The following is a 14,751-nucleotide window of genomic DNA, read 5'->3' as shown; positions in this document are numbered from 1 at the left end:
ATTTAACCTGTCTACTTGACAGGGGGCATATCAATAGCGGGTGGTTTATTTGTTTCGCACCTTAGGAGCGAAACGGACTAATAGTCACATAATAAAAAGGAATTAAGCAACCAAACGCTACTTAATTCCTTGAAATTATCTCATCACCTCTATTAGCCTTTAAATTTTGATAGACTCTATTTTCTAATTAATATGACCAATATTGTCAATACTAACCCTTTCAATCAATTCATTAGTTGTCGAAACTAAGTACATTAATAAATCCAAAAAGAGTATCAATAGTAAAGTAAACTAAATAATTGAGTTATAAATGGCTATTTTCACAAAACTGTTTCATCATCACACTATCTCAGTACACAAACCATTTTTCTATAGCTTTGTCTTAATCTTGATCTTTTTTCTTTAATCCAAGAAACGCACCTAAGGTAAACATTATTCCGGCAACTAATGACATGAAGACTTCGCTAACTGTTCCGGTTTTTGGCAACCTATCATTGTTAGTAGTTGATTTACTATCAATATTGGTATGTTTATTATCTATGTTCTCTGGTTCATTAAGATAAACTTCCTTCTTATTTTCAAAGTTTTTATCATTTTCATCAGGAACTTTAGCTGTGACATCCTTAGTTGAATCAGATTTGTGTGAATGATTTTCTCTTTGTAAATCCTCCTTTTTGTAATTTTCATCTAAGTGACTATGATTTTCTTGCACGTTATCTTTCTTTTTCGATACATCAAAAGTAGGTTTATTTTCCTCCTCCTTTTTCTCCTCTATTTTCTTGAATACAGGTTTTATAAGAGTATCTTTTGATACATTAATAACATAGCCAGCATCTTTTTTCCCTTCGACACCAGAAATTTCCCAGCCATCAAATTGATATCCTTTTTCTAATTCACCCTTATAGACAGGTAAAATGAAATCTTCTTCCGACACTATCGTTGAACTCATTTCTTTTCCATTTTGAATGGTCACAGTTACCGTATGAGGTTTTAGTTCGCTTACCTCTCCCGTATCTTTGTTTAAAATGAATTCTTTTACGGTTGTATTTCTTGCAAAATCTTTTACAACAATCTTAATGTTTAGTGTCTTATCTGTTAGTTGTTTAATATCATCAAATGATTTATATTCTTTTCCATTTACATAAATATGTTTGTCTTGAATCTCACCATCGAATCCATTATTTCTTTTATCATTGATATTAAAGACTACAGATTTTCCGTCAGCATATTCAATACTAGTATTTCCCTTAGGATCAATGTTTACTTCTGGTTTAACATTATCATATAAAAATTGATAGTGTACTCCAACCGCTTTCGCATTCAAATCGCTATAGCCAGTTTGAAGATAAACATTTCCATCCATATCTGTTACCTTATCTGGGAATCCGTTTGCTTTATAGTCTTTCATTCCCCAGTCCATGATGTCACCGTCTTTAACATTAAGCTTAATATTAAAATCTCTAGTGTTATCAATGTGTAAATCTCCGTAGATTAAATAATTATCTACAACCGATTCATTAACTCTCAACTCCCAGTTAAAACCACCCTTATCAGAAATCTTACCTCTTAAATAAAATTCTGGATTTCGTACATAAATTTTATTAGATTTAGATGGATTAAAGTAGTTCTTGTCCATTGAAAGATTTACTGGTTTTGCATCAATAAATAACATAGAGCCATCTTCTTTTATAGCTTCTACGTTGGACTCATCCTCCCCATGATACTCTTTATCATCTTTACCAAATAATACCAGTTTAGAAGAATCTGTTACAAGATTTCCATCTTTATCGATTGCCTCCCCTTTATCATTCATTTTAAAGGTAAACACTTGATATTTTACAATGTTAAAGCCATCCAAAGCCGACATTAATACTGATTGAGTACTTCTTCCATCTTCAACATTTCTACTATCAGCATAAATTATTTTTTCTGATAGGACTCTTAGATTAGGATTGGCCTTTTGTATTCTTGCTATATCTTCTTGGCTATAAACTCCATTTCCTTCTAACATATCCGTTTTTCCAGGATTATAGGTAGTCACTTTTAGTGCATAGCCTTTTCTTAGAATGATGTTATCCTTTAACAGATATTGTTGTTTTTCTGAATCAGAATAGATTTTACCAGATTCCATTTCCGTTAAATTGTTTGGTTTGTTCTTTGAAAGATCACCTTCTCCTAATTCTATTACATTCCCATAACTTGATGTATAGGGATATTCTGTTTTAGTTTCCTTATTTTTTTCAGGCATTCTAATTTTAGTTTCAGCTTTTATCTGATCATCATCTTTAACAAAGAATCTCATATCTCCTGCAAAAGCTAATCCATCCACAATATCATTAATATTAGCGTATAAATCAAATGTCATCGTTTTTGAGTGGGAATCATACTTAGTCGTTTTGATTTCTACAGATCTATAGTTATTGCCGTAATATACCTTGGCATTTTTAGAAACATTACTTATCTTTCCAAGAATTTCAAAGTGTCCATCTTTAGACGGGCTTAGAACACCATAAATTTTTGATTTGATTTCGTCAAGTTTTTCAGTTTCATATTGTAAGGCACTACCATCGTCATAAGCAATGATATTTCCCTTATCATCGTATTTATAATCGTATTCCTCTGTTCTCTTACCAGTTTCACTTGTAAAGTCATCAACTTCTCTAAATTTCTTTTTAATGAGTTTCTTTAAGTCTTTACTTTCAAAATCTCTAATTGTTGAAATAGTTTTATGAATAGTCAAGCTTGATTTTTCTTCGATAGACTCTTCATTTTCTTGATGATTTTCTTCCTCAGTTGTATCTTTTTTAAGACTATCCTCTTTTCTATTTTCTAAATTTTTAAATTTAGATTCGGAAATCTCGCCAAGCTTTTGGTATTTAGATGAATCTTGATCAGGATCTACTAGATAATAGGAAATCATCCCCTTTTCATCAGCATGATCAGCAAATTTAATTCTATGAATCTTTGTGAAATTGCTAGATCCATCTAATGCAATGACTTCAATGATTTTTCCTCTTAAATCTCCTGCACCATTAATTTCATAAATAGTATTTCCGTCTTTGTCTAGTTTCCTATTTCTTCCTTGACCCTCACCTGCATAAGTTACTTCAAGATTTTTCTCAACCTCTCCATCTTCATTAACCAGAGCGGCGCCTGCATACCAAACTTCGTTTGCAATCTCGTCAAATTTTTCAGGATGTTCTTTTTGATCTCTCGCAAATAAGGTTTCATTCTTGTATTGATCTTTTACCTTGTGATAAGTATCCTTTGTAATCAACTTAATTTTTTCAGGATTTGAAAAATCAACCGAAACAATCTTAGGGGCTGTATTATCAATTTTTACAGGAATATAGGAAACCTGCCATGGGTAATCTTTAGTTAATCTATATTTAAATTTATAGAAATATTGACCTTCTGCAATCGGTTCAAATTGTCCTCTTATCTTAGTAGCAGGATCTTTGGTATCCTTGCTTTCTGGTGCATTTTCTTCTCTACCTCTAGGGTTATAGATGAGTCCATCCCATTTCAAGTCGCTCCAAACTTTTAGCTTAGAAGATTTGATTCCCTTTGCATCATTTCTCTTAGAGTTTAAAATTCCTCTAATAAAGTGTTCTCTCGAAATGACTTTTAAGTCTCTTTGATTTTCTCCCTCTTTATTTGTATTTACTATTGAAATCAATCCTTCTTCTGCACTTCTTAATACAAGTGGAGAAGGTGTTAATCCTCTCCCAAGTTGAGCATCTTGAGGATTTCCATTTGAATCTAAAGGATAAATTTTAGCAATATTAGAACCACTTGATGATGGTGCGTTGATCCCTTCGTTATTGAAAGCAAACAATTCTGGATTTTGATCTAGGGATGTTGTATTTTTATCTTTTCTATTTTGTATAACTCCTGCTGGATTAAATTTATCTATACCTTCTCCACCAATCCCCTTATTTAAGGTTCCTGGAATTTTCGGTTTGCCATCATCATCATAACCTTCCATTGTTTTTGATTTTGAACCTTCTTCCCAGGCCCATTTATCAAGGATTGGTTCGTGGTTCCAATTCCCAGCAAATCCCATTAGAGGCATCGATAAAGAAGGTTGGAAGTTTATTTTCTTCCCGTTGGAGTTCAGAGCTTCCATTTCTTCCACTGACTCAAAATGAATAAATGATTCTACAAATTTATTTTTGTTTTTAACCTCCCCAACATTTATAACCGCATTTAAATCAAAGCTAGAATTTGGACCTATAGTGAAAGTGTCATGCTCAAATGTAATATTTGCTCCTTTGATTTTTTCTGGGTGGATTTCTGGAACAATTTGCTTACCATCTGGAGATTTTTCATCTTTGTATGTTTCATCCAGTTTGAGTCTGTCAGTTAGAGCATCTGTAGTTATAGCAGATGCTGAAACTTTAAAGGTTAAAGGTCTGTTTGATGTATTGTGAAGCTTAATTGTAAAATATTTTTTATCTCCTTTTATTTCTTTAAGAGAAATAGAACCATAAGAGTTTACCAAACCTTTAGAATCCGTGTTTTTAAAAGTAGCTACGACTTCATTTCTCAAAGCATTGGCAACATTAATTAGCCCTGCTCCCTGTTGTCTAGGTGATGCAAAGTATTGACTTTTTTCTTTCCAAGAAGTTGCATCCATCATAGGGCGTGCAGTATTTTGTAGGGCTATTTTTGTAAGACTTGTAAGATCTATTTTGTCATCTCCCTTAAGATTTTTCAACACAGGTCTTTCAAGCATTTCCTTTAATTTTGGTCTAATCAAAACAGTAGAAGCTGCCACGATTGGAGTTGCCATACTAGTCCCTGACATATAACCATAAGTTGATTTCCCATTAATGACATTGAGAGTGGATTTAATATTTTTACCGGGTGCTGAAACATCTGGTTTTAAAAGTAAATCTATTCTTGGTCCCCAAGATGTGGACCCTGCTGGAACGATGATCTCTTCTTTATACAGTTCTTTGTCTGTGTCAGGTGCAAACTTAAAGTCAATCTCTTTTTCGTCACCTACATTCGGTTTATTAGAATTATAGCTTGCCATATCAATTGGATAGTATTGCTCCAATTTATCTTTAAAATCTTCTTTATTATTCCTTTTAACCTCAGTTTTTTTATCAGGGTTAATCATGTTCCATAACTTTACACCATCATCTCCTGAAATTGAAAAAACTTGACTAGTAGTTCCTTCATCCTCCTCATATCCCATAGCTGGAAGCTCTGTCCAATTATCTCTATTGTAGTAATTTACAGTATTTACAACCATAATGCCACGTGCACCCTTATCCGTTGCACGTTTAAAAGCATTTTTTAACTCCTTTGTATAAATTCTATCCATTACTGCAATTTTGCCTCTAAGATCCAATCCTATCAAATCTTTGTCTTGCCCCTTGCCTATATATACAAATTTTAATTTACTAGAAGCTTTTGATCCATCTTCATTTGTTATGATTTTATTCTTATCGAAAAAGGCACCTATATTTCTGTATTTAAAACTTTCTCCACCTATGTTAACTTTATCAAACTCAACTGTTTGATTTTTAGCAGATGCGACTGCTATCGCATCTTCATGTGCTGCAGTTCGTGTTACATTTCCAGTGTCGGTCATTTTCAGATTATTATTTGCCACTAAATCCCATGAAGAACTTGAAGCAGAAGTCGCATAGTTACCCGTAGCTACAACCATTGGAATGCCTGCTTTTCTTAATGCTCTAATAGCTTGCCAATATTTCTCACCTACAAGACCTGTTCCTGTAAAGCCAGATGATATCGAAACAACATCGACATTGTGTTTGATCGAATCTTCAATAGCATGAAACATTGTTTCATCTCCTGCGAAGCCAGATCCTGCGTCAGAGTACATTTTATAAGAGAAAATCTGTGCATTAGGAGCAATTCCATCTATTCCGTTAAAGTTTTTAATATCTTTTTCAGTATCATTTCCCGCAAGAATCCCTGCAATATGCATCCCATGTGGATCAAAATAATCGCTTCCATCATCAGCTTTTTCTACAGTAATTTTACCACCATTATAATAATTGAAAGCATGAGGGATTTTATCACTCAACCAGAAATTTTTATCAGTACCTTTTAAGTCTTCTTTTTTAAATCTCATTGAGTCTTTAGCATCATCATCAATCCTCATGGCCTTATGCCTATAATCCGTTCCCGTATCGATATTTGAAATGACCATACCTCTACCATCAAAGTTTTTCCCAAATGGTGCATTGATAGATTTTAGGTAATCGATTGCCTCTTCAACTCCAATTTCTTTTCTAGCATGATTCATCATAGGTTGGACTTTTTGTGACCTTTCAACCGATGAAATACCTTCTATTAGTTTAATTATGTCCAGAGTATCTTTGGTTGTTTCAATAGCGCTACCGTTAAAAATTCTATCATAAGTATATAAAACTTTTGTATTCTTAAGATTTGATAGTTCCTTGATTGCTTTTTCTCCAGATTCTTTATCTTTAAATTCAGCAATATAGACAAGTTTATCCTCTTTTTTGGGACTTTCTGGGTCTTTACTTGCAGACGAGTCCGCTTTATCTCCTTGGGATTGATTGGAATTTTCTTCTTTGATTTTTGCTTCTTCATTGCTAGTGTTATTGTCTATCACAGGATTTTTACTAACAAATTCTTTTTCCTCAATAATTGTTGTTTTCTTTTCTTCAGTATCCTTTGAAGTTTCTATAAGATTATGAATATCTTCAAGTTTTTCTTTGTTTTCGTTTTGTTTACCTATTACTGTTTCTTTATCAGATATTTTTAAAGAATCTTCAGAACTAGGTGTATCTGCTAGGATTACCTCATTAGGGACATATGCTGCTAAAATAACTGCAGCTGTGGTTAATGACAATACTGTACTTTTTTTCATTTTAATTCCTTACATATTTATTTAACTTCCAATAGATAGTAAACTTTAACTTTGCTAGCATTTGTTATAAAAAGTTTTACTAATACTCTTCGAAGATCGCTTCAAACCGCGTCAACGTCGTCTTAGCGTATGTATGGTTACTGACTTCGTCAGTTCTATCTACAACCTCAAAGCAGTGCTTTGAGCAACCTGCGGATAGTTTTCTAGTTTGCTCTTTGATTTTCATCGAGTATAAGTATTATCTAGGAAATAGAGTAGTACATTTATATATAATTGTTAGCTCTCCAGAAAAATAGTATATCATTTAAAAAATTTAAGTCAAGAAAAATTAACCTACATTAATTTATTTTTTAACAAGCGTTAAAAACATAGAGTCAAAACTTTCGTAGTTAGCTGGGGTACATTATCAGAACATTCACACCATCAAAAATAGTAGCAATCAACTTAAAGCACTAGCAACATCACAAAGTCAAACATCATTAATGAAATATCAGCGCTATTAAACAATATAAAAAACCGCTAATAATAAGACTTAACGGTTATCTTCTACATATCTATTTTTTCAAATCCTCAGTCGTTTATCTACCTATAACCTAGACTTTACGAGTGCCTTGCTCTACCAACTGAGCTAAATTGGCTAACACTTTTATAGTATGGCACTCTCAATTTTTTGTCAGGAAGTTTTAAACGATTTTCTTTATCAAAATCTGGCAAGGATTCTGGGGATCCCATAGTTGAGGAAAAATCTCTAATTTTTTAAAACCAACACTTCGATAAAAGACATTTGTTCGATCATAATCTTTATTAGAGCCTTCTGCTACTGTTTTTACCTGTAGGTAGTCTACTTGTTTGCGTGCTTCACTTTCTAAAGTAGCAAGCAATTGACTCCCAATTCCTCTACCTTGATGAGCTTTTTTTACGCCGAGACAATCAATCTCTGCACACTCTTCACTAGAATAGGACAAGCTTACAAATCCAGTCAAATCACTCTCCTGATAGGCTGCCCAAACTTGCAAATCTTTGGCTCCTTCGATGTAGGCTTGCGTGCTTTCAGGTATTCCAAACCATTCTGGCAAATCCTTTAAAACCTCATCAACAACTGCCATTTTTTGATCTTCATCCTTGACTTCTTCAATTGTAAACATCATAAGTTCCTTTCTTGATTTTAGTCTTACTTTCCCCCTTACGAGCCAGCACTTTCGTAGGCATCCAAGCCCCTATCCCAGAGTTTGAGGGAAATGAAAAAGAAGACAAGGGAAATCAGAATCAAACCACCGATATTAGAGAGCCCATTCTTACCCTGCAAGAAATAACTAGCAGGATAGTAAGCCGTAAAGGCAAATGGCACGATAAAACTGATCAACCAACGAAGGAGCGAATTGTAAATGGAAATCGGGTACTTGGCAAAGTCATTAAACATATAGAAAATGTAAATCATGGCACCTGACTGCTTGGTCCAAAAAGCGATGCTGGCTGTTGCGATTTTTAAAGAAGTGTAAATCAAGGTCGCAAAAGGAATACAAACTAGGAAAAGCAGGAATTTTGGAAGAGTCCAAGCGATGCTAGTTACTGTTGTTCCTAATAGAATGCCACCGACCAAAAGTTCACCCAAGGCATCAATCTGAAAGGTCTCAACCAGAATATGAAAGAGAGGGTTGATAGGACGAGTCAAATACTTGTCAAACTCCCCTTTTCGAACTAGTCGTTGACCTAAGGCCCAGAGATTGTCAAAAAAGAGATGGTCCAATCCCTTGGGAATCAAGGAAAATCCATAGATAAAGGCAATCTCTTGAAAAGTCCAACCTTCTAAGGATGGGATATGTTGAAAGATAACATTGAGAAACAAGAGGTTCAGACCTTGAGTCAGAAAGACTCCCAAGACACCTACTACAAAATCAACCTTGTATTCCATGATTTGCTTGATGTATTGTCTGATAAAAATCAGATGCATGCGTTGATATTTTTTCATACTAACCTCCCTGAATAGTGATAAATGACTGGACTCGTTTCCAAATCAACTGAGACAAGCCCACCATCACTATAAGCCAGAAGAACTGGAGCAAAAGCGCTTGAAGAATCTGACTGACATCGTATTTCCCAACAATGATCATAACCGGAGTGTAAATCAAGGATGAAAAAGGCAAGAAGGAGAGAATAGCTGAAACCACCTTTGGAAAGAAAGCCAAGGGAATCAAACTTCCAGACATAAAGGCCACTATGGAAGTCTTGAGTAGATTGGAACCCCAAAGATTTTTAAAGACAAATGCTGAAAATCCAAAGCAGATGTTAAAGAAAAAGTTAATCAGATAAGCCAGAGTTAAGCTAAAGAGATAAAGGACAGTTAATCCCAGCACTTCTACAATACCTTGCCCAGATAAGATTTTCATCAAAACAATGACACTTAAAAATGGCAGTCCAACAGAGATAAAAATCAACCACTTGGAGCCAAGTTCGGTGAAAAGGTAAGAGGCCGCAAAATGCACTGGTCTCAGCAAGCGCATGATAATGGAGCCATCCTTGACCTCCTCCCCAATCATAAAGGAGCTATCAGACCTAGTCAAAAGATTGGTCACAAAACTCATGATGATGTAGAGAGTGATATCTGCCATACTGAAGCCCTGAATCAAAGGCTCCTGGGAGGAGTCAAAGACTGCCTTCCAGAGATAAAAGGCCACAAAAGCCCCCATGACATCACCAATCCGATAGAGAATAAAGTTGACTCGATAGGTAATCAACTCCTGAATCCCTGCATTGATAAAGGGTTTATAACGTCTCCACAATTTGACCATCTTAGAGCTCCTTTCGGTAGAAGCGACGGATAATATCTTCAATATCCGTATCCACCATCTTCAAATCACGGATTTCAAAATCAGACAGGGTTTGCTTGATAATATCAGCTGACTGGTAGCGAGAACTATCGAATTCAATAGTCAGGCTATTTCCTTGTCTATCGATGGTCATATCAGGCAAGCCCTCATAATGAGAGACTAGATGATTTTGACCTGGCGTCAGGTCAAAGGAGAGAGTCTTCATCTTGCCAAAGGTCTCCTTGAGCTGACTCACCGTCCCATCAAAAATCTCTTGCCCCTTATCAATCATAAAAATCCGATCACAGAGTTGCTCAATGTCACTCAGATCGTGAGTGGTCAAGAGAATAGTTGTTTCTTCCTCTTGATTGATTTGAGTAATAGCCCGGCGAATGTTATCCTTGACCGACACATCCAAACCAATGGTCGGCTCATCTAAAAAGAGAACTTTGGGATTGTGAAGCAAGGAAGCCGCAATATCCGCCCGCATCCGTTGACCTAGTGAAAGAGTCCTCACAGGATCCTTGATAAATTCCTTCAAATCCAAAACTTCATTCAAAAAGTCCATGCGCTTATGGAAAAGCGAGTCCGGTACATCATAGATTTCTTTCAAAACCGTGTAGGTCTCTTGCAGTGCCAAGTCCCACCATAGCTGAGTTCGTTGTCCAAAAACAACCCCAATATCCTTGACATAATCCTGGCGATTATCCTGTGGAATCTTGCCATTAATCCGACAAAAACCAGATGTCGGTTTCAAAATTCCTGTCAGCATTTTAATGGTGGTCGACTTCCCAGCACCATTTGCCCCGATAAAACCTAGAATCTGCCCCTTGGGCACCTCAAAGGTCAAATCCTTGACCGCTTCAAAGGTCTGCTTTTCAGGATGAATAAAGGAACGCAAAGCCCCCTTCAACCCCGGTTCCTTGACTGTCTTCACAAAATTTTTCTGAAGATGTTTCACTTCTATCATTGCCATATCTATCTCCTACAGTAAAAAATCAACAAACCGTGTCCTCTAAACACAAAAAGCCAATTTCTCATCTCCTAAAATCTGCCTTCTTTATCACAGCATAAGGCCTCAGTATTACTCTATTATAAAGCAGTTAAAAAAGGAAACCAAGTGTTATTCTCGAAAAAGAGAAAATAGTTTTGATACTTGAAAAAACAAAACCACCCGTCTAATTCACTAAACAAAATGACACAATTCAATAATTCATCAAAGCCTCTACATATTCCTGTAGAGGCTCATTTCAACTTCTCTCATTCCTGCTTGTGAATGTTTAGATAGATTATAAGCCACAAAAAAGCCACCATATGGTGACCTTTAATTAATAAAATTTCTTTTATAAACTTCTCCTCACCCCAACCAGTCTTTTTCTTTGGCAATGCGGACGGCTTCTGTTCGGTTGCCTGCATCGAGTTTAGTCAGGATGGCTGTCATGTAATTTCGGACAGTCCCGTTTGAGAGAAAGAGACTTTCGGCGATTTCTTGGTTGGTTGATCCTTGAGCAACCATGGCCAAGACTTCTTGTTCACGTTGGCTGAGTGGATTATTGTCAAAGGCGACACCTTCGACAAGCTCTGGTGAGTATTCCTTATGACCTGCTAGGACGGTATGGATGGTCGCCATGAGGTCACTGATGGAACGCTCTTTGAGCACATAGGCATCCACCTGGGCTGCAAGGGCTCGTTTAAAATAGCCTTTACGTTTGAAGGTGGTCACAATAACGACTTTCGTTTCTCTATGTTTGGCACGCATCCACTCAAGAACATCAAGGCCTGTTTTAACTGGCATTTCAATGTCTAAAATGGCTACGTCGACTTCTTCTTTTTCCAAGAGAGCAATGGCTTCTTGACCATCACTGGCCGCATGGACCTCTTCGACATCGTCTTCCAACATGAGAAGTTGGCAGAGGGCATCCCTCAACATTGACTGGTCTTCGGCGACTAATAATTTCATGCTTTTCCTCCCTCTTTCAAATGTACACGAATAATGGTTGGATGCGATTGAGACAGAATTTCCAAGTCTCCATCTACCAAACTGAGGCGCTCTCTGATACTGTGTAGTTCTTGTCCAGTGACTTCCTCAAAGCCACAACCATCATCCTCAAACTCAAGGACAATACCACGATCACGTCTTAGACGAATCTGACAGCTATCAGCCTGGCTATGTTTGATGACATTATTGGCCAGTTCACGAAGCACCATGGACAAGGTCGACTGGCTAACAGGTGACAGGCTGTCTAAGTCAAGGCTACTATCCACGGTCAAGACGATATCTGATAGGTCAAAGAGTCGCTCGAGTTCCAGTAACTCCTCTGCCACCGTTCGGTATTTGAGCTTATTGACAATCTCACGCACCTCGTACATGGAGTCTCGGCTAATCTGGTTCAATTCTTCCAGATTCTTTCTAGCAGCTTCATACTGCTCCTTGTCCATCTGTTTCAGAGCCAACTCGGTTTTAAGACTCATCATGGCAAAGGTATGTCCTAAGGTATCGTGCAAATCACGACCGATACGATTGCGCTCATTTTCAGCTGACAGGATATTAATGGTCCGATTCTGCTCCGCAAGGGCCTCTTCCATCTTTCTCTCCTGACGTATACGGTTTTGAAAATAGTACATTCCCAACGAAAAGAGGAGAATAGCCATAGACATGAGGTGGGTACCCAAATCGTCTGTCAATAGGAAGGATGATAACGTCAAAATCAAGAGTGTCGCTAGAAAGGATAAGAATCGATAAGATGATATGCTATCCTCAAAGCGCCAAACGAGAAGATTGACGTTGAAAAAAATAAACCACATCATCCCCCCCTGGAAGGTCAGGGTCATAAAGATAATGTAAGCTAGAGTGTAAAACCACAGAAAGGGAATCCACTTACTATAAGCTTTTTTCAAATACACCATCAGGAGATAAGCTATGGTAAACAGTCCAGTCAAAACTATGGTCCAAACTGGAAAATACCCACCAAAGACTCCCAATACTGGAAAGACAAGGAAAATCAGACTAACAAAATAAGCGAAATCATTTTTCTGGTAAGTTCTAAACATGGTCACTTTCTCTGTAAGATTTAATAAAAAGGGCTAAGCCTGTAGCTATTGTAGCATAGACCAGGATAAAAATGAGTGATTTCCATGAAAATTCCCCTTTTTTTGCAAAATTAACTACCAATTGATTGATATGATAGATGGGTGTCCACTCAGAAATGTGCTGAACCCATTTTGGAAACATGGTTACTGGCATCCAAGAACCACCGATAATAGCAAGTCCAAGAAAGACGATATTTCCGACGATAGACATGATTTGTTGAGACTTAATTTGAGCTAGGAGCAAGCCAAAGGATAGGAAGACTAGGCTTGACAAGAGTAAAAGAGCACCTGAACCGAGCCAATGTGATAATGGCATCTTAACATCACGCACAAAAGCTCCCACACAGAAAGTTACGATGATAGCAACCATAAAGTTCATAAGAACTCGGAAGATTTTAGAGAGGTAATAGGCTTGAATACTGATTTTTGAATGTTCGATGTAGGTTAACCAGTGCTCGGTTTGGTCCTCTCTAAGCATGTAGGGGAAGGTAAAGAAACCAAAGCTGGACATAGAGAATCCTGTCATCGTCAACATATAGGACAAGATAAAGGCTTTTTGTGATTCTGGGTCAGGACTCATTTCCATACCTGAATACAAGAGGAAGAATCCGACGGGCATTCCGATGGACATGATGAAGACTGGCCAACTGCGCCATGTTTTTATCCATTCGATTTTAAGTAGTGCTTTCATGACTTGTCCTCCCTTGTGCTATCAAATAGGCTATCTAAAAGTGTCTTGTTTTGAATTTCAATGTCAGAAATGCGACAGCCTAGAGCTTGCAAACTACTCCATACACTTTCAATATCTTTAGTCATAAAGGTGACAACATCACGTTTTTCAGTCACTTCATAAATGGCTGCCAGTTTGTCAATACTTGGCACAAAGCGACTTGCTAAGGTGACTTGCTTTTCCTTTTCTTCGCTACGCATAGCATGTGGCGTAGTATCCCTAATGAGTTTCCCCTGATGAAGAACCAAAATGCGGTCAGCTGTGTGCTCGACTTCTTCGATATAGTGGGACGAATAAAGAATAGTCACACCTGACTTTTTCAGATCATTGATGATTTCCCAAAAGCGTTGGCGTGTCGTAGTGTCCATCCCTGCTGTCGGTTCATCTAAAAAGAGAATGTCAGGCTTACCAATAAGACAGAGGACAAAGGCAAGAAGACGTTTTTGTCCCCCTGAGAGTTTGTCTGCGAACTGCTGATACTGGTCGTCTTTGAATTGTAAGAGTGCTTGTATCTCTTCTTTAGATAAGCCATTTTCTGAAATATCTTGGAAAAAAGCAATCAGTTCCTTAACTCTTAATTGTGAGGGAATGGTATTTTCTTGAAGGAGAACAGCAATTTGATCTTGTGCTTTACCCTTTTTGCCCTTGATAAAGACTTGACCGCTACTGGCTTTCTTATCACCAAGAATGCAGGACATTAAGGTCGTTTTACCAGCACCGTTGGGCCCGATTAAGGCAAGACAGTCTCCTTGTCCCACCTCAAAGCTAATTTGGTCTAAAATTGTTTTTCCTTTGATTTTTTTGACAAGATTTGTGACTTGAAGGATTGCTTCACTCATGTGTGTGATTTCCTTTCTTTTGATAGAAGGCTAAAAAAACATAACAAGCTGCAACTGAGACACCCATGACACTGTAGAGAATATCACTGCTGCCATGAAGTAGGACATAGGCAAAGAGGATGGTCCAAATTACCGCTAGGAGCATGATGCTTAGTATTTTCAATAGTTTCATGCTGGGCCTCCTAGTTTTTCAACTCATTAATGACAAGATTGATAAAACTTTTAGCCATAGTGATAAGAATGTAAGCTGAGATAGACAAGCCAATAATCATGCCCAAATTTGAGAAGATAGCTTCAAAGTTCCCTTTTTCAAAGATGTCAGTAAACATGCTAAGTCCAGCAAAGACAGTTCCGATAACAGCGTAGATAAGGTAAGATGTTTTGATTTTCATGAGATGACCTCTTTCG

At 37.0% G+C, this 14,751-nt stretch carries 11 protein-coding genes; all 11 read right to left on the bottom strand.

Features of this window, described 5'->3' with window-relative positions:
- Positions 1-382 precede the first annotated feature (382 nt).
- Entirely contained in the window at positions 383-6,877 is a 6,495-nt protein-coding gene (locus HMPREF2607_RS08230; protein ID WP_070476668.1) for a S8 family peptidase, read from the bottom strand.
- Between the two features lie 683 nt (positions 6,878-7,560).
- Entirely contained in the window at positions 7,561-8,022 is a 462-nt protein-coding gene (locus HMPREF2607_RS08225) for a GNAT family N-acetyltransferase (RefSeq protein ID WP_037602136.1), read from the bottom strand.
- Positions 8,023-8,060: 38 nt separating this feature from the next.
- Positions 8,061-8,846 carry an ABC transporter permease gene (locus tag HMPREF2607_RS08220; RefSeq protein ID WP_037602138.1) on the bottom strand — a complete coding sequence of 262 codons (786 nt, stop codon included), beginning with the start codon at positions 8,844-8,846 and terminating at the stop codon, positions 8,061-8,063.
- A gap of 1 nt (position 8,847) precedes the next feature.
- Positions 8,848-9,666 carry an ABC transporter permease gene (locus HMPREF2607_RS08215; protein WP_070476666.1) on the bottom strand — a complete coding sequence of 273 codons (819 nt, stop codon included), beginning with the start codon at positions 9,664-9,666 and terminating at the stop codon, positions 8,848-8,850.
- A 1-nt stretch (position 9,667) separates the two neighbouring features.
- A complete protein-coding gene (locus tag HMPREF2607_RS08210) occupies positions 9,668-10,660 on the bottom strand; it encodes an ABC transporter ATP-binding protein (RefSeq protein ID WP_070476663.1) in 993 nt (330 codons plus the stop codon).
- A 381-nt stretch (positions 10,661-11,041) separates the two neighbouring features.
- Entirely contained in the window at positions 11,042-11,644 is a 603-nt protein-coding gene (locus HMPREF2607_RS08205) for a response regulator transcription factor (protein WP_048790067.1), read from the bottom strand.
- On the bottom strand, positions 11,641-12,735 hold the full coding sequence (locus HMPREF2607_RS08200) for a sensor histidine kinase (protein ID WP_070476662.1): 1,095 nt from the start codon (positions 12,733-12,735) through the stop codon (positions 11,641-11,643). Before HMPREF2607_RS08200 ends, HMPREF2607_RS08205 begins: the two co-directional genes overlap by 4 nt.
- A complete protein-coding gene (locus HMPREF2607_RS08195; protein ID WP_070476660.1) occupies positions 12,728-13,465 on the bottom strand; it encodes an ABC transporter permease in 738 nt (245 codons plus the stop codon). The genes HMPREF2607_RS08200 and HMPREF2607_RS08195 overlap by 8 nt, the downstream gene beginning before the upstream one ends.
- Positions 13,462-14,343 (bottom strand): ABC transporter ATP-binding protein, encoded by an 882-nt coding sequence (locus HMPREF2607_RS08190; protein ID WP_070476658.1) that lies wholly within the window; start codon positions 14,341-14,343, stop codon positions 13,462-13,464. Before HMPREF2607_RS08190 ends, HMPREF2607_RS08195 begins: the two co-directional genes overlap by 4 nt.
- Positions 14,336-14,515 (bottom strand): hypothetical protein, encoded by a 180-nt coding sequence (locus HMPREF2607_RS08185; protein ID WP_004182318.1) that lies wholly within the window; start codon positions 14,513-14,515, stop codon positions 14,336-14,338. Before HMPREF2607_RS08185 ends, HMPREF2607_RS08190 begins: the two co-directional genes overlap by 8 nt.
- Before the next feature lie 10 nt (positions 14,516-14,525).
- Positions 14,526-14,735: a hypothetical protein gene (locus HMPREF2607_RS08180; RefSeq protein ID WP_061652336.1), complete on the bottom strand. Its 210-nt coding sequence runs from the start codon at positions 14,733-14,735 to the stop codon at positions 14,526-14,528.
- Between the last annotated feature and the right edge of the window lie 16 nt (positions 14,736-14,751).

The sequence above is a fragment of the Streptococcus sp. HMSC078H03 genome (genome assembly GCF_001808655.1).
Lineage (GTDB): Bacteria > Bacillota > Bacilli > Lactobacillales > Streptococcaceae > Streptococcus > Streptococcus salivarius_G.
Note: the sequence above shows the minus strand (reverse complement) of the source record. Positions and strands in the feature narration are given on the sequence as shown.